General features: G+C 60.7%; 15 protein-coding genes. 7 read left to right on the forward strand and 8 right to left on the reverse strand.

The genetic code is table 11. The features are described from left to right. The first annotated feature begins 41 nt into the window (after positions 1-41). From HDEN_RS11840 to HDEN_RS11855, 4 genes are all read left to right on the forward strand, one after another. Positions 42-491, forward strand: a complete 450-nt coding sequence (locus HDEN_RS11840) for an NUDIX hydrolase (protein WP_013216354.1) — start codon at positions 42-44, stop codon at positions 489-491. Between the two features lie 36 nt (positions 492-527). After that, positions 528-1046, forward strand: coding sequence for a GNAT family N-acetyltransferase (locus HDEN_RS11845; protein ID WP_013216355.1), 519 nt, complete (start codon positions 528-530; stop codon positions 1044-1046). 214 nt (positions 1047-1260) lie between these two features. Continuing rightward, complete coding sequence (locus HDEN_RS11850; RefSeq protein ID WP_013216356.1) at positions 1261-3393, forward strand: DUF1217 domain-containing protein; 2133 nt, start codon at positions 1261-1263, stop codon at positions 3391-3393. A gap of 53 nt (positions 3394-3446) precedes the next feature. Continuing rightward, positions 3447-3674, forward strand: a complete 228-nt coding sequence (locus HDEN_RS11855) for a hypothetical protein (RefSeq protein WP_013216357.1) — start codon at positions 3447-3449, stop codon at positions 3672-3674. A gap of 44 nt (positions 3675-3718) precedes the next feature. Here the strand turns inward: HDEN_RS11855 and HDEN_RS11860 are convergent, their stop codons facing one another. Further along, entirely contained in the window at positions 3719-4606 is an 888-nt protein-coding gene (locus HDEN_RS11860) for a polysaccharide deacetylase family protein (protein ID WP_013216358.1), read from the reverse strand. 179 nt (positions 4607-4785) lie between these two features. On the opposite strand from HDEN_RS11860, the gene HDEN_RS11865 reads away from it, so the two are divergent. Further along, positions 4786-5196, forward strand: a complete 411-nt coding sequence (locus HDEN_RS11865; RefSeq protein ID WP_013216359.1) for an NUDIX hydrolase — start codon at positions 4786-4788, stop codon at positions 5194-5196. A 26-nt stretch (positions 5197-5222) separates the two neighbouring features. On the opposite strand, the gene HDEN_RS11870 is transcribed toward HDEN_RS11865, so the two are convergent. From HDEN_RS11870 to glmM, 7 genes are all read right to left on the reverse strand, one after another. Further along, positions 5223-5858 carry a GNAT family N-acetyltransferase gene (locus tag HDEN_RS11870; RefSeq protein ID WP_013216360.1) on the reverse strand — a complete coding sequence of 212 codons (636 nt, stop codon included), beginning with the start codon at positions 5856-5858 and terminating at the stop codon, positions 5223-5225. A gap of 119 nt (positions 5859-5977) precedes the next feature. Further along, positions 5978-7267, reverse strand: coding sequence for an adenylosuccinate synthase (locus HDEN_RS11875; protein WP_013216361.1), 1290 nt, complete (start codon positions 7265-7267; stop codon positions 5978-5980). A 105-nt stretch (positions 7268-7372) separates the two neighbouring features. Further along, positions 7373-9109: a mucoidy inhibitor MuiA family protein gene (locus tag HDEN_RS11880; protein ID WP_013216362.1), complete on the reverse strand. Its 1737-nt coding sequence runs from the start codon at positions 9107-9109 to the stop codon at positions 7373-7375. A 115-nt stretch (positions 9110-9224) separates the two neighbouring features. Further along, positions 9225-10394 carry a phosphoserine transaminase gene (locus HDEN_RS11885; RefSeq protein WP_041921653.1) on the reverse strand — a complete coding sequence of 390 codons (1170 nt, stop codon included), beginning with the start codon at positions 10392-10394 and terminating at the stop codon, positions 9225-9227. 164 nt (positions 10395-10558) lie between these two features. Beyond that, positions 10559-11497 (reverse strand): hypothetical protein, encoded by a 939-nt coding sequence (locus HDEN_RS11890; RefSeq protein ID WP_013216364.1) that lies wholly within the window; start codon positions 11495-11497, stop codon positions 10559-10561. A gap of 245 nt (positions 11498-11742) precedes the next feature. Next, positions 11743-12546, reverse strand: a complete 804-nt coding sequence (locus HDEN_RS11895) for an outer membrane protein (RefSeq protein WP_013216365.1) — start codon at positions 12544-12546, stop codon at positions 11743-11745. 269 nt (positions 12547-12815) lie between these two features. After that, the gene (gene glmM, locus HDEN_RS11900; RefSeq protein WP_013216366.1) at positions 12816-14165 is read right to left on the reverse strand and encodes a phosphoglucosamine mutase; all 1350 of its coding nucleotides are present in this window, start codon (positions 14163-14165) and stop codon (positions 12816-12818) included. A 325-nt stretch (positions 14166-14490) separates the two neighbouring features. Here glmM and HDEN_RS11905 point away from each other — a divergent pair, with 325 nt between their 5' ends. Next, on the forward strand, positions 14491-15399 hold the full coding sequence (locus HDEN_RS11905; protein ID WP_013216367.1) for a ParA family protein: 909 nt from the start codon (positions 14491-14493) through the stop codon (positions 15397-15399). A 27-nt stretch (positions 15400-15426) separates the two neighbouring features. After that, on the forward strand, positions 15427-15891 hold the full coding sequence (locus tag HDEN_RS11910) for a hypothetical protein (RefSeq protein ID WP_013216368.1): 465 nt from the start codon (positions 15427-15429) through the stop codon (positions 15889-15891). The last annotated feature ends 8 nt before the right edge of the window (positions 15892-15899 follow it).

The raw sequence follows: 15899 nt of genomic DNA on the forward strand, positions 1-15899 counted from the left end.
AGCAAATGCGTCCGGGCGGAGGACGCATTTGGGCGGGAACGATGGCCTACGTCAGCAGGATCGTCACGAGCGGGTTCAGGGTTTACTGGCGGGTGACGCGGAGCTTCACGCTGGCGGCCGAAGCGTGCCTGATCGACGGCGAGGACCGGGTCGCGCTCGTCCAAAGCGCCACGGGACGCGGCTGGCAATTGCCGCGAACCGAAGTTCACAAAGGTGAAGCGCTCGATGAAGCGCTCCGGCGCTTTCTGGTGGCCGATTATCGCATTCGCCTCGCGTCCCGGCCGGAGCTTTTCTGGATGTATGAAGAAAGCCTGGCGGAGCGGCACGGCATGACGGGTCTTTACGTTGTGCGACACTGGCGCCAGGACGCCGCACCGGCTGCTGGATTGTCATTTTTCGGCCTCGACGCCCTGCCGCCGGAATTGCCGCCGCAGGATGCCGCGCGCATTCGCCAAGCTGCCGAGGGTCGCGCGCCGTTCGAAGTATGCTAGAAGGCGCGCAATCTCACGCCGGAAGCTTCAAACGCAATGTCTTCGCCGCTCGTTATCCGAAAGGCCGTTCCAAAAGACGTACCCGAAATCTCGCGGCTGCATGCCCGCGTTTTTGGGCCGGGACGGTTTGCGCGCTCGGCCTACCGGGTGCGCGAGGGCAAGGGTCACCTTTCGCGGTATTGCCTAGTTGCGCATCTCGGCGGGCAGCTCATCGCGTCTCTCCGGATGACCGAGATCACGATCGGAGGCCGTCCGGGTGCCGCCCTGCTCGGGCCGGTCGCCGTCGATCCCGACCATCGCAACATCGGGCTCGGCACCAAGCTGATGAACGAAGCCATCGAGGCGGCGCGCGTCGGAGGCACGTCCCTTGTCGTTCTCGTCGGCGACGATCCGTATTACGGCCGTTTCGGCTTCAAGGTTGTACCCGCAGGCCAGATCGTATTTCCCGGCCCCGTCAATCCGGCGCGCCTGCTCGTGCGTGAATTGAAGGATGGCGCGCTCGCCGAATTCCGCGGGCTCATCGTCGCCATCCCATCGAATGGGCTGCATGCCTAGCCAGGGCTGACGCCGACCCCACGCACGGGCCGCTGATAACCTTTTGGTAAACGATTCACTGGACCATTCCGGAGTCCGGGCGCGGGCGGATTGCATGCGCATTCCGCGCCATCGCCGATCGCTCCCATCGAGGCAGGTTCATGCAAGTTGCCCGTCCTAGCCTCGAGGCTCTCGTTCACCACGTGTCAGGCGTGACGCGACGCGAAGGCCGGCGATGATCTCAACATTCCTCACGTACACCAGCTACGCCTCGGACATGTCGCGCTCGCTCGCGCGGGTTTCGGGGCAAGCGGAAGTTTCGAGCGCAACCGCCTACTACAATGCGAACATCGGCAAGGTGAAATCGGTCGACGATTTCATGAACAATCATCGCCTCTTCTCCTACGCCATGAAGGCTTACGGACTAGAGGACATGACCTATGCCAAGGCTTTCATGAAGAAGGTGCTGACGAGCGATATCAGCACCTCGACCAATCTGCAGAAGAGCTTCGTCGGAAAACTGACCGATCCGCGGTTTCTGAAATTCGCGCAGGCGTTTCAGTTTTCGGCGGATGGGAAAGTCGCCACGCAGCCCGTGACGGCGCAGCAGGCGAACGACCAGTCCGATCTCATCAATCTCTATACCCAGCAGCAGGTCAACAAGGGCGCGACCGCTGCCGACGATTCCGCCTACTATCAGGCGAACATCGGCAACGTCGCATCGGTCGACGACCTCGTCGGCAACACGCGCCTGCTGAACTACGCCCTGACGGCTTACGGCATCGATGCCAGCATTGCATCGGCCTCGGCGATCAAACAGGTGCTGACGAGCGATCTCTCCGATCCCGGCAGCTTCGCAAATCAGATGCCGGGCAACTACAAACTGTTGGCGGAAGCCTTCTCGTTCAACACCGATGGCTCGATCAACGGCGCCTCGGCGCAGTCGAGCGACGACGTCAGTTTCACCGTCTACCGGTACTATGATGCATCGGGGACCGGCGGCAGCGCGCCTGCAGCAGCGTTCAAATCGCAATATTATCAGGACGCGATCGCGGGCGTGAGTTCCGTCGACGATCTGCTCGGGAATGCGCGCCTCTTCATCTATCTCGAAACGGCATTCGGCCTCGACCCGTCAGAGCAATCGACCGCGATCCTACGCAATGTTCTGACGAGTGATCTCTCAGACCCCAACAGCTACGCAAATCAGCAGACAAATGACGCCTATCGTGCGCTTGCTGCCGCGTTCAATTTCAACACTGACGGCTCGATCAACGGAAGCGAGGCGCAGACCGCATCTCAGACCGACAGCACCGTTTCGTCGTTCATGACGAACAACACGACCGCGGTTGAAAAGTATCAATCGAGCCAAATCAATTTCTATAAGACGGACATCGCCAAGATCGCGAGCGTGTCGGATTTCATCAAAGACACCGGGCTTTATGGCTTTGTCTTGAGCGCGTTCGGAATTGATCCGAGCAAAACTTCAAAGCTCACGATCGAAAAGGTTCTGGAAAGCGACGCCAGCAATCCGAGCAGCTACGCGAACATGTCTCACAACTCCGCCTACAGCAAACTGGCGGCCGCGTTCAATTTCGATGCTGACGGAAAAGCCAAGACCGCGAGCTCGGCGCAGGTGAATGCAAGTCTCGTTTCGACGATCAAGCTCTACAACAGCGAGATGGGCGATGCGAAAGCGGAAAAAAAGCAGACGTCCGATGAAGACACTTATTACGGTAACACGATCGGCACCATCAAGAGCGTCGACGAGTTTCTGAAGAACAAGCGCCTCGTGACGTTCGCGCTTACCGCCTTCGATCTGCAGGACAAGGCGCTTTCGAACGATACTCTGCGCAAAATCCTGACGAGCGATCCGACGGACCCGAAGAGCTTCATCAACAAGCCTGAAAATTCAGCCTATCGTTCGATGGCCGTCGCGTTCAATTTCGGCACGGACGGCAAAGATCTCACGACGCCTACTCAGCAAGTGCAGACACGCAGCCAGATGGTGGCGACGACCGACGCCTATGCGCGGCAGACGCTCGAAGAAAACGCCGGCGACCAGAACGAGGGCGCGCGCCTCGCGCTCTACTTCCAACGCCTGGCTCCATCGATCACGTCGGCGTATTCGATCCTCGCCGACAAAGCGTTGCTTCAGGTGGCGCAAACGGCGCTCGGATTGCCGACGTCGATGTCGAATGCCGATATCGACGTACAGGCCAACATGATCACGAAAAAACTGAAAATCGCCGATCTGCAGGACCCGGAAAAGCTCAAAAAATTCCTGGCGAGGTTCTCGGCGATGTACGACATCAACAACAGCGATATTACTCAGACCAATCCCGCGATCACCATTCTCAGCAGCAGATAACGCCGGAACAAGTGCGGCCGGTGATCCGTTAGCCTCCAAACAAGGAGGCGGCTATGGCCATCTTTCATGGATTGAGCAGACCTCGATCGTTGGATGACGCTGTTCATTCGGGCGACAACGCGCTGAACGTCCTGCTTATGGTTTTGCTCGTCGCGTTCGCTCTGGCGAGCTGGTATTTTTATGCGACGCCGATGGCGGGGCATTCGGGCGCAGGTATGGCGACGATCGGCGCCTCCCCGACACCGGGATCGGGTGAAAAGGCCATTCGCCCATCGCCCTAAGCTTGCTCTAGAAACCTAAGCGGTATCGCTCGATGCCGATCGAGCTACGCGGCTGGCTTGCGCGTGCGCAAAGCCATTTTGCGTTGAGTTTTCCCAGCAGCCGCTTTCCCGCGCTTGCGTGCGCGCTGCGTGTGGGCGGGCTTTTCGGGCGGCGTCACGTCGGCAATCAGATCGACCTTTTCTTTGGGCTTGAGTTGAACGACCTGATAGCCGCCAGCTTTCAATTGCGCGAGGAGTTGTGGAACGGCATCCGCCGTCGACCGGTGAATATCGTGCATCAGAATGATGCCACGGCCGCGCGCTTTCAGTCCGGCCATGACGCGCGCGACAACCGGTTTCGCGCTGCGCACACGCCAATCCTGCGAATCTATATCGACCGCGAACTGCCCGATGTTGCGGCTTTTCATATAGTCTTCGGTAACGTCGCTGCTGCTCAAGTAGGGATACCGGAAGAATGGAGCGATCGGCGTCGGGCTCGCTTTCTGAGCAGCGTTGAATGTCGCTTCGACCTCGTGCTTGACATCATCAATATCCCGCCGCGCAAGATTGGGATGCGACCAGGTATGAGTTCCAATCGTGTGCCCCTGGTCGGCGATCTCTTTGATGACCTCCGGGTGCACGGCGACCATCTCGCCTACGACGAAGAATGTCGCCGTCGTGCATTCCTTGGCGAGCGCGGCCAAAATCTTGCGCGTGTTCGCGGGTGAGGGCCCATCATCGAACGTCAGGACGACTTCTTTCGGTTGCAGGAATTTTGGGTCGCCTTTCGGGGCGCCAAACCACGGGCCGCCTGTCGTATCGACCTCGATCGTTCGCGAAATACCGAGCGTGCCCGCGGCGCAGGCTTGCTCGGCGGCTTCCGCGATATCGGCCGCGAGCGCCACTGTCGCCGTTGCAACTGCGGCGAGCGTCAGAATACGTGCGGCCTGCATGTCAAAGTCCCCGGATTACAGCGAACTGTTTGGGTTTACCCGATACGGCGTGCACCTTCCAAGCGGCAGTTGCTCATCGGCCGCTGTCAAATTCGTAAGATTCGGAGTCTGGCGCGCCGTACACACGAAGTCTGCGGCTCAGGCTTTCTTTTGCTGCCAATTCAAACCATCATCGGATTATGCCTTTATTAAAACAGGTCGGCGCCTTGCCGCTGCGCAAAGCGCCGAGCAACATGATTGAAGTGCTTCTCGTCTCATCCAGGGACACAGGAAGATGGGTCATCCCCAAGGGATGGCCGTCAAAACGCATGGTCGACAGCGCCGCTGCAGCGCGCGAGGCCAAACAAGAGGCCGGCGTCGTCGGCAAGATCGCGAAGAAGCCCGTCGGCAACTATCGATACCGGAAAATCGAAAAGGAAAACGTTCGGTTGATCGAGGTCGACGTCTACCTGCTCTGGGTCAAAAAAGAAAAGAAGCAGTGGAAGGAAAAGGCGGAGCGCAATCGCGTCTGGTTCGACGCGGAGACCGCGAGCCGGAAAGTGCGAGAGCCAAACCTGCGCGCGCTGATTTCCGCGTTGGCGAAGCGCTGACCGGTATCGGGACGCGTCTCAGCCGTTTAATCGCTGGCGCGGAACAGCCAGCGTCGCACGCGCAAAAATCTGTTTCGAAATCCCGAGGCACCGGGAACGGTCGAGTTCTTGGGAAGCGAAACTTTCGTCGCGTGGCCGTTGCTGAGCAATTCCTCGAATTCGCGCCGCGGCTCGAAGCCAAGCCGTTCGCGGTGCGGATAATAGAAAACCAAGGCGGGCGAGCATCGCCACCACATCTTGAATTCCGCATCAGCCATTTTTGCGGGAGCAGTCGGCCATAAAAGCGCGCCGGCTCGCTCCAGATCGCGCGCGATACAATCATAAACGGCGGTGGCAATGCCTTTCTTGCGAAACGGCTCTTTGACCTCGGCTTTCACGATGGTGACAATGCCGTTTTCCGGTTTCGTCATCCGGCAGAAGGCAACGTCGTTTTCGCCTTCCCTGGCCGACCGCTCGTCGACGAAAACCTGGTAGACGATGAGATGCTCGTCTTCCTTCAGGAGATCTCGACGCAGATAAAAGGTGCGCCGCCCCTTCGTCCTAATCCTGACAATGGGCTCGGATTGGAACTGTAGGGTCAACGAGGCATGGCTGGCATCGGAATCGAAGGATTGATTGCGTCGCAGTGTCGTCAATCGTTCGTATTGCGTCGACGGGTTCACGTGCGATGTTCCCTCTCATCACGCACCTACCATCTCAAACTTTTACACGCCCACCTTGCCAGCTAAGCCGCCCCATATTCAACATGACATTTGGTCAATCCGACTACTACGATATTCGCTCATTCGAATGGGTCTTTCATCAGGATGGTGTCGGCACGCTCAGGACTCGTCGATAAAAGAGTTACCGGGCATTCGATAAGTTCCTCGACGCGGCGAACATATTTGACAGCTTGGGCCGGGAGATCGGCCCAACGGCGTGCGCCTTGTGTCGACTCGGACCAGCCCTCGAAATCTTCATAGACAGGAATAATTCTTGCCTGCGCGCTGGCGCTCGCCGGCAGCCGATTGAGCCGTTCGCCGTCGAGCGTGTAGCCGACGCAGATGCGGATCGTATCGAAGCCGTCGAGAACGTCGAGCTTCGTCAGAGCTATTCCGTCGATCCCCGACACCTTCGCGACCTGCCGCACAAGTACGCTATCGAACCAGCCGCAGCGGCGCTTGCGTCCGGTAACCGTGCCGAATTCGTGCCCGCGCTCGCCGATCTTTTCGCCGACTGCGTCCGTCAGCTCCGTCGGAAACGGACCCGAGCCAACGCGGGTTGTGTAGGCCTTCGCAATTCCCAGCACATATCCAGCGTAACGCGGACCGATGCCCGAACCCGTCGCTGCCTGAGCCGCAACGGTGTTCGACGACGTGACGTAAGGGTACGTGCCGTGATCGATGTCGAGCAGTGCGCCTTGTGCGCCTTCAAACAGAATGCGCTTGCCCTGGCGTCGCGCGATATCGAGCAGTTCCCACGAGACATCCATGTACGGGAGCACTTGCGGTGCGATGCCGTTCAAATCCGCGATGAGTTTATCTTTTGCGACTTCGGGCTGGCCGAGGCCGCGACGCAAAGCGTTGTGATGCGCCAGGACGCGATCGATTTTCGGTCCGAGCGTTTCGGGCGACGCCAGATCCTGCACGCGGATCGCTCGGCGGCCGACCTTGTCTTCATACGCAGGGCCGATGCCACGTCCGGTGGTGCCGATTTTTTCGGTGCCTGCGGCTTCCTCACGAAGCTGATCGAGTTCGCGGTGCAGAGGCAAAATCAGCGTTGCGTTCTCGGCAACGCGGAGATTGTCACGCGTGATCGACAAACCCTGCTTCTTCAGCTTGTCGATTTCCGCGACGAGCGCCCACGGATCGACGACGACGCCGTTGCCGATAACGGAGAGCTTGTCGGATCTGACGACGCCGGACGGGAGCAGGGACAGCTTGAAGGTCGTGCCGTCGATGACGAGCGTGTGCCCCGCGTTATGACCTCCCTGGAAGCGCACGACGACATCGGCGCGCTCCGACAGCCAATCCACGATCTTGCCTTTGCCCTCGTCGCCCCACTGGGCACCGACCACGACAACGTTCGTCATTCTCACACCTTCTCATGACTTGGCCCCGGCAGAAGCCGAGGCCATGCGGTGACACCGCGCGTTTTTCAGATTTCGTTTCGGAAACTCAACTACCCGCAGGCTCGCTTATGGACCGTAGACAATCGACTTCGACGCCGGCCACGAGATGCGATAGCCGTATTCCAGAATCTTCTCTTCATCGGGATCGAGCTTGGCCTCGAAGGCCACGACGCCGCGACGATCATCGACATTCTGCATCGTCGGCGTCGCGCGACCCGTGTATTCGACCTTGATCTCGTCGTTCTGCGAAACGGGAACGCGGTCGAGGATCGTCACGTTGATCGGACGCTCGTGCAGGTTCTTGACGTTGACGCGGAAGCTGCGGCTGTCGACATGCGAGGTTGAAATGATCCCGCTTTCGCCGCGCTTTTCTTCAAGCACCGCGTGCTTCACCTTGACCTGATCGTCGATGCCGAAGCCAAGCTTGTATTCTTCGCCCGGCGGCAGCAGCGGCACATCCCCGGTTCCGACAAACGTCCCGTCGCGGAAGAGATAGACGCGACCGGGCAGCAGCGGCGTGCCCTTGGCGATCTTGAGGGTCGCGTAGAGATACGCGTTGGAATCAAGTTTCGGCACAGCCCTGCTGCCGAGCGCCGGCTCGATGTCGTCCGCCATCAGCAGCACGCGCTTGGCGTCGCCATTGCCTGCGACCGTCGTGCGGCCAGGCACTTCGAACGTCGCTTCAAACGGCGCACTCTCGAGCTTCGCCACCGTTTCGACGACGGGCTCCGGGGCCGCGACTTCGTCCGCTTGCTGCTCCACTGGCGGCGGTGCGGCTGCACCTGCGAGCGCGCGTCCATCGGCAAGCCGGTCGCGTTTCGCGAGCTCGAAGTTTGCCGAGGCCGGAGCCGCGGCAACGGGCCTTGGCGGCTGCTCGTAATCGACGAATTGCGTATCGAGCGCCGGTGCGGAAGCGCCGTCGGAGGGACGCGAGGTTGAAAGCTGCAGCGATACGCCTGTCCAATCCTCGCCAGACTTTTGCGAAATCGCGGCGCGGCGGGAGAGTGTCAGCTTCGGCGGCTCGGTCTTCGTGCCCGTCTGGAGGCGGGCGTCGTAAATCGGTGCCCAGTTCGCATTCGGCACCTGATAACGGATCGTCAGATCGGCATCGACCGGCGTCTGCGCGAAAACGAAAACACGGATTTCGGTTTGCTGCGTCTTGGCGGGCGCAAGAGACGCGAGTTGGTTCTTCAGGTCCTTGATGCTGCGATCGATGGCGCGGATCTTCTGCTGCGCATCGAGGGCGAGCTTGCCGGATTCGCCTGCAGCCTGCGGAATGAGCGAGAGGATCTTCTGCCAGTCCTCGCCAGCGCCGGGCGCTGTGTCTGAGGACGGCCGACGTTTCGGAAGCTCCGCCAGATTTGCGATCAGCTTCTTCTGGATCGCCGCGGCCTGGGCCTGGGCGTCTATCGTCGACCGTTCATCCTTGAGCTGCTCAACGCGATCTTCGAGTTCTTTGCGTTTAACGTCGGCGGCCTGGCTTTCCTCACGCTGCAGAAGCTTGCGCGCGGTATCGACGGAACCGATCTCGATCTTGCCCGTCGCCTTGCCTTCGACGCGGATCGATCCCGGAACGGCGCTCGCCGGAACGTCGCCCAGAATGATCGTGTTCTCACCCTTGTCGAGCTTCACCTTGGCGAGGCGCGTGACTTCCGCACCCGACAGAAACACGGTCACCGCGTCGACCGTAGACGTCGCGGGAACGTCGGCGGCAAACGCACTCACTGACTGTGCAGCCACAAGAACTGCCGCAAGGGCAAAACGCATCGCGCTGGAACCTTCGTTATTGTTACGGATCGACATGCGCCGCCCTTCCCGCAGCCGGGGACGCTCGGCCGTTATTATCGCCGATACGCGGCCACAGCAAAAGCTTTGACTCATGGCCGCGTTAACCTTTCGGCGGGCTCAAATTATGGCTTCAAAGCCCGTTTTGGCGGCGCGCCTCGGCGTATGACCATTCGAGCCAGGGCAGAAGGTCGAGCAGGTCGGCTTTCTCGATCGTCGGACCGCACCAGATGCGCAGGCCGATGGGCATGCCACGATAGGCGCCAAGGTCGAACGCCGCCTTCTCGCTGGCGAGGATGCGCACCATGTCGTTCTGCACGGCGAGCGCTTTCGCCTCGCCAAGCGCGAGGAGATCAGGCTCGACGAAACGGATCGCAACGGAGGTTTCCGAACGTGTCTTCGGATCGACAGGCAGCGCTTCCGCCCAGGGCGTTCGCTCGATCCAGGCATAGAGCACCTCGGCGTTGGCGTGCGCGCGCGCAATGCTGGCGTCGATGCCGCCGATTTCCTTCACCCAGTTGAGCCCATCGAGATAATCCTCGACGCAGAGCATCGACGGCGTGTTGATCGTCACGCCTTCAAAGACGTCATGAACGATCTCGCCGCGGTTCTTGATGCGGAACAGGCGCGGGATCGGCCAGGCGGGCGTGTAGGACGCAAGCCGTTCGAGCGCGCGCGGCGACATGATCGCCATGCCGTGCGCGGCTTCGGCGCCGAACGCCTTCTGCCAGGAATAGGTCAGCACGTCGATCTTGTTGAGATCGATCGTCTGTCCCATCAGCGCCGACGTCGCGTCGCAGATCGTCAGTCCCTGGCGATCATCGGGAATCCAATTCGCGTCGGGGATGCGAACGCCAGTCGTCGTGCCATTCCAGGTAAAGACCACATCGCGCGCGAAATCGACTTTCGATAAGTCCGGCAGGTGGCCGGGCTCGGCGTCCATCGTGCGCGCGCCGGGAAGTTTCAGCTCTTCGGCCACGTCGCGCAGCCAGACGCGTCCGAACACGTCCCAGGCGAGGACGTCGACGCCGCGCGCGCCGAGGAGATTCCACATCGCAAGCTCGACCGCGCCGGTGTCGGAACCGGGAAGGATCGCGACCTTGTAGCCTTCGGGAACGCGCAGAACTTCATGCGTCAGCGTGATCGCGCGCTTTAGCCGTTCGCGTCCCTCGGGCGAACGATGCGAGCGTCCGGTGAGAGCACTATTCAGCGCGTTCGCGGTCCAGCCCGGACGCTTGGCGCAAGGGCCGGAGGAAAAGAACGGCCGGTTCGGCTTGTTTTTTGGCTTTTCTGGTGCGGACATTTCATTCCCGTCATTGGTCCCGTCACCGCGACGGGCCGGGCCTCTTAGCACGAGATCGCTCAAGCGAAAAATTGGCTGTAGCGACGCGGCTTGCCTGACTGCGGAAACGAAAAAGGCGGCCATTTCGACCGCCTTTAGGCAACGACAACAAAGGTACGCAGCTTTCAGTCGAACCTGATGCGGATGCCGGAGCGGAATTGCTGCACGGTCGAGTCCTTGAACACGATGCGATTTTCGCCCGATGCAGAAGGCGCTGACGATGCGATGGCGTTGCTTTCCCAGAGCATCTGCCAGCCATTATCCCAGATGATCGAGTCCGTGATGTTGTAGGCCAAGCCTGCTTGAACGGCGGCTGCGAAGTCGAGCTGCTGTTTGGAGCTCGAGCCTGAGATCGTGCCGTCTGCAGGCAGGTACGTGTTTCCGGAGCACGTTCCTAAAGGCGTGTACAGCCCATCGACCGAATTCGTTGCTCCGATGCACGTCGCATTTTCTGTGTAATTTCGCCGCAAACTGCGCCACGTGAAGCCGACGCCGCCGCCGATGTACGGCGTGAAGCGCGTACCAGTTTGTATATCGTAAAGTAGATTGACCAGCCCCGTCGTGCGAGCGAGCTTTACCGTGTCCGTGCGTGTGACTGCATAGGCGTTCGTATCGATGCTGACGACGCCTCCAGAAATCTTTGGAGCGCTGTTCATAACAGCATATCCGAGTTTGCGTGAATCGCTGATCTCGGCGTCGGGCGAGTAATCGAAAACGACTTCTGCGCGCAGCGAGGGTGTGATGTAGCGACCGAAACTGCCGCTGAAGATCGGCGACGCGCCAATGTCGCCGCTATCTCGCGCCAGAAAGCCAGGGGTTGAATTGCCCAGATAGTCGATATCGCTATCTTTGATCTTGGCGCTTTGCGAGACGTTGGCGCCGATCCCGAGGCCGACGTACCAGTCGGAGTCGTAATCGTAAGTGGGAACCGGAGCTGGCGCAGGAACGGGAACCGGAACTCCGCCGCCCATGTCTCTGACGCCGCCCCAATCGGCTGCCCAGCCCGGCGTCGCAGCTCCAATCAGCGTGAGGCCCGCCAATGCGAGCGCTTTCGAAAACGTCATAGCCGCCTCTTCCCCATGCAAGCGGACGCGAAATGCGCCGCTCAGGACTCTGTTCAACGCTACGCATGCGCTAACCGAGCCACACGAGGGACAGACGGCTTGCCGCGATCCACACTCGGATGCTCGCAGCAAAACGCCATGGAACGAACCACACCGTTGGCATTTACGCTTAGTTCGAGAGCAGGCGCGAACGCGCCCCTGCTCCCGGCCGTCTCTTCGCGGCGCGCGCAGCGCGCCAACGCGAACTAGTTCAGGTCGTAACGCAGGCCGACGCGGATCTGATGCGCCGTCACGTCTTTCACCTTGACGTCTTCTGCGAAGCCGCCATCCCAGTCAGCCGCGCCCGTCTTGACGTCGCCGAGATAGAGGAAGCGATAGCCGACATCGAGGTAGAGCGCGTTGCCGCTGCTGACAGCCACCGGCTCGTCCTTCATTCCGCCACCCATGTAACGCATTTCGCCGCCGCGAATGCGCCAGGCAAAGCCGGCCATACCCGCAGCTGCAAAGCTGTTGCTCGATCCGCCTCCGAGGGTGCCTTCGCAGCCGCATTCCGGATCGATCGTGCCGCTGGAGGCTTCGTTGTGCGCAAAGCCGATGCCGCCGCCGATGTACGGCATGAAGCGGCCGCCGCGGTTGATGTCGTAGTAGAGGTTGGCGAGCACGACAGTGCTGCTGAAGTCGAACTTCGCGTGACCGACGTCGGTGCCGCATTCGCACAGCGTCGTTTTCGCCGAGGCGTCAAACAGATGATCGACGGTGATGTCACCGCGGAAGCCGCGACCGAAGTAACGGCCGATGCCGCCGCCGACGCTCCATGCGCCGTCCATGTTCGTGTCATGCGCGCTGTAAGGGGTGGTGATTTCGATGCCGGGCTTGTTGTACCAGGCGTATCCGCCGTCGGCGCGAATGTACCAGCCGGAGGGACCGGCTGCTGCCGGTGCCGCGATGGGTTCGTCCTTCAAGCCACCGAGATCTGCAGCCGACGCACTCAGAACACTACCGAGAACGAAGGCCGCGCCGAGAATCGATACTTTGCGCGCGTTGAACATCTGACATTTCCTTTTCGCTCCGACGCGGTGCGAACAAAGCGGCCGAGCCGGATAATGAACCGGTGAGGACAATGCAGACGAAACGATTAAAGGACACTTAATCGGCGTTGGGAATTGGCACGCTGCGGCGGCTTCAGCGGCGGAACGCGGCGTAAACGGACGATATCGCAGCGTCCGGAAATCGGCGCTCAGTCGGTGACGAACACCGCGTTCGCTCGCGCGTCGCCGAGCGCACCCGGACGTTGCTCGATATGCGGCTTAGGAACCGATCAGGCTGCTGCGGCAGATTCTACTGCTTCGACGATGTCGCCGACGATGCTCGAGACAACCTGCTCGTCATCGCCTTCCGCCATCACGCGAATGACGGGCTCGGTGCCCGACGGGCGAATGACGAGGCGGCCGTTTTCGCCGAGCTTCGCCTTGGCGCCTTCGATCGCCTTGACGACACGGTTGTCGTCAAGCGGCTTGCCGCTGGCGTAGCGCACATTGCGCAGGATTTGCGGAAGCGGATGGAATCGATCGCAGACTTCTGAGACCGTCTTGCCGGTCGCGACGACGCAAGCGAGGATTTGCAGAGCGGAGACGAGGCCGTCGCCGGTCGTCGTGAAGTCCGACAGCACGATGTGGCCGGACTGTTCGCCTCCGACGTTGAAGCCGTGCTTGCGCATGTGCTCGGTGACGTAGCGATCACCGACCGGCGTGCGCGCCATCGTCAGGCCGATCGACTTCAGATAGCGTTCGAGCCCGAGGTTGCTCATCACCGTCGCGACGATGCCGCCGGCCGTCAGTTGTCCGGAACGCTGCCAGCTGTCGGCGATGACCGCCATCAGCTGGTCGCCGTTGACGATCCGGCCCTTCTCATCGACGATGACGACGCGGTCCGCGTCGCCGTCGAGGCCGATGCCGATATCAGCCCGGAATTCCTTGACTTTTTCGACCAGAAGGTCGGGTGCGGTCGAGCCGCAATTGAGATTGATGTTCTGCCCGTTCGGCTCGACGCCGATCTTGATCACTTCCGCGCCGAGTTCCCAGAGAGCTTCCGGGGCGACCTTGTAGGCGGCGCCGTTGGCGCAATCGATGACGATGCGAAGGCCGGCGAGACGCAGGTGCTTGGGCATCGTGCGCTTGGCGAATTCGATATAGCGTTCCTGTGCGCTTTCGACCCGCGTCGCCCTGCCGATCTGCTCGGCCGGGGCCAGCAAGGTCTTGGAGTCGGTGTCGATCAGATCCTCGATCTGGCGCTCCATCTCGTCGGACAGCTTGTAGCCGTCGGCGTCGAAGAGCTTGATGCCGTTGTCGCTCGACGGGTTATGGGACGCCGAGAGCATGACCCCCAGATCGGCGCGGAGCGAACGCGTCAGCATCGCGACGGCCGGTGTCGGCATCGGACCCAAGAGAAAGACGTCCATGCCGACTGACGTGAAGCCCGACATGAGCGCGGCTTCCAGCATATAGCCCGAGAGCCGCGTGTCCTTGCCGATCACCACGCGATGCCGATGGTTGCCGGAGCGGAACATGGTCCCAGCCGCCATGCCGACTTTCAGCGCGATCTCCGACGTCATCGGATGGCGGTTGGCCTGGCCGCGAATACCGTCTGTCCCAAAATAGCGGCGTGACATGTGCTCTCCCGACGTGCCCCTGCTGGAAGGTCTATTCCAGAGGCTCAATATCCAAAGTTACCGCGGAAGGCGAGCTTGGCCCAGCGGCTCTCGCCGCTGATTACGGGCCACACTCGGCGCGGATCGTACGATCATGCCACTTCGAAGGTTGAGCTTACGCAAATTTCCGACCATTTTCCCCCGCGTTGTAGTGACATAGCGATCATCATGGCGGCTTCGAGTGCTCTTGGATAGGGCCACGGAATCGGCCCATAGGTCGGCTAGGTCTGTTTTGCGTCTGCCGGCGATGAGGGTCAGGGCCGGCATAGCGAGGGGTAAAAGGTTTATGGCAGTGTTTCTGGCGGTGGCGAACCGCAAGGGCGGGGTCGGGAAATCCACCGTCTCCGTGATGCTGGCGCACGCGCTGGCGGTTCACGGCGGCAAGCGCGTGTTGCTCATCGATCTCGATTCGCAGTGCAACGCGTCGTTGATCCTGATGGGCGGCCACGGATGGAACGAGGCGCGCAAGGCCGGAAAGACGATTGCCGACTATTTCTACGACCTGTTCGACGGTATCCCGGCCAACGCGCGCGATTACGTTTCCAAGAACGCCGGAGACGTTTCGGCGACCAACGGCAAGCCCGCGCCGATCTCGCTGGTGCCGGGATCGCTGCTGCTCGAGGATATCCAGGGCGAGCTTTATCTGAAGCAGGCCAATCAGAGCAACATTCCGGACGTGGTCGCGAACCGGGTACGCGGACGCATGGAAAGCCTGATCCGGCGCTTCGAGGGCGACTACGATGTCGTGATCCTCGACTGCGCGCCGGGACTGTCGTTCGCGGCGCTTGCCGCGCTCAAGACGGCGGACAAGGTCATCGTTCCGTTCCGTCCGGATTATGTTTCGCAGCTCGCGGTCGACCGCGTGGCGATGCTGATCGAAGACACCCGGAACCTCGACGACCTTTCGGAAATTCCGATGGACGACCGGCGCTACGCCTGCCTTGCAAACTACGTGCGGAACGACGACAAGGATTATATGATGATCGAGGAAATCAGCCTCGTGCATCCGGTCCTGGAGACGTTCCTGCCGCAGCGAAACGGCATCGCCAATGCCTTCGACTATATTGGGCAGCTCCGCTCGATCGACGCGAAATATTCGGATGCGGCGGGCGACGTGAAAGAACTTTACCAGGAAATCTCGCGGATCATTGACACGATCTCCGCAAACAAGAAAACCAAGGTTGCGGTTTCCTAAAGCCATCAGTCGAAAAGCGCATCGATCATGAGCAAAGGCACACAGCTCTGGCCCGGCGATAAGATGCGCAGCTTTTTCAGCGCGCATATCCGGCGTGAGACGTCACTCGACGATGCGGCGGTCGAGCGGCTCGCCGAAGCGTTGACGAAAGCCGTCAACCGCATGCTCGTCTGGGATATGCCGGACGACGTTCCACGCACGGGCAAAGCCGCCGGGAAGGGCGACGCCGCGCCGGAGCTCGCGGCTCGGCATGCCCGCGCCGAAAACTTCAATCCGTATCTGTTTTCGGCGATCGTGGTGCTTGCGAAGCAGGGCCGTGATGGACTGAGCAAGCGTCTGCAGGAAATCAAGACGGTTGAAAATCTGCGCGCCTTCGCGGAAGCGCAACACGTTCCCGTCGACGCCAAGCTTCGCCGCCTGGACGATATCCGCAAAGCTATCGTCGCGGCCGCAGAGCAGCGTCTCGCCGACCGCAAGGCCGCCGCGAGCTGAGCCTCAAT

Source organism: Hyphomicrobium denitrificans ATCC 51888 (assembly GCF_000143145.1).
Classification (GTDB): domain Bacteria; phylum Pseudomonadota; class Alphaproteobacteria; order Rhizobiales; family Hyphomicrobiaceae; genus Hyphomicrobium_B; species Hyphomicrobium_B denitrificans.

Bases quoted from the DNA above. Each gene is read 5' to 3' on its own strand.
- HDEN_RS11840 (WP_013216354.1), top strand. From the start codon at position 42: ATGGCCTACGTCAGCAGGATCGTCACGAGCGGGTTCAGGGTTTACTGG.
- HDEN_RS11845 (WP_013216355.1), top strand. From the start codon at position 528: ATGTCTTCGCCGCTCGTTATCCGAAAGGCCGTTCCAAAAGACGTACCC.
- HDEN_RS11850 (WP_013216356.1), top strand. From the start codon at position 1,261: ATGATCTCAACATTCCTCACGTACACCAGCTACGCCTCGGACATGTCG.
- HDEN_RS11855 (WP_013216357.1), top strand. From the start codon at position 3,447: ATGGCCATCTTTCATGGATTGAGCAGACCTCGATCGTTGGATGACGCT.
- HDEN_RS11860 (WP_013216358.1), bottom strand. From the start codon at position 4,606: ATGCAGGCCGCACGTATTCTGACGCTCGCCGCAGTTGCAACGGCGACA.
- HDEN_RS11865 (WP_013216359.1), top strand. From the start codon at position 4,786: ATGCCTTTATTAAAACAGGTCGGCGCCTTGCCGCTGCGCAAAGCGCCG.
- HDEN_RS11875 (WP_013216361.1), bottom strand. From the start codon at position 7,267: ATGACGAACGTTGTCGTGGTCGGTGCCCAGTGGGGCGACGAGGGCAAA.
- HDEN_RS11880 (WP_013216362.1), bottom strand. From the start codon at position 9,109: ATGTCGATCCGTAACAATAACGAAGGTTCCAGCGCGATGCGTTTTGCC.
- HDEN_RS11885 (WP_041921653.1), bottom strand. From the start codon at position 10,394: ATGTCCGCACCAGAAAAGCCAAAAAACAAGCCGAACCGGCCGTTCTTT.
- HDEN_RS11890 (WP_013216364.1), bottom strand. From the start codon at position 11,497: ATGACGTTTTCGAAAGCGCTCGCATTGGCGGGCCTCACGCTGATTGGA.
- HDEN_RS11895 (WP_013216365.1), bottom strand. From the start codon at position 12,546: ATGTTCAACGCGCGCAAAGTATCGATTCTCGGCGCGGCCTTCGTTCTC.
- glmM (WP_013216366.1), bottom strand. From the start codon at position 14,165: ATGTCACGCCGCTATTTTGGGACAGACGGTATTCGCGGCCAGGCCAAC.
- HDEN_RS11905 (WP_013216367.1), top strand. From the start codon at position 14,491: ATGGCAGTGTTTCTGGCGGTGGCGAACCGCAAGGGCGGGGTCGGGAAA.
- HDEN_RS11910 (WP_013216368.1), top strand. From the start codon at position 15,427: ATGAGCAAAGGCACACAGCTCTGGCCCGGCGATAAGATGCGCAGCTTT.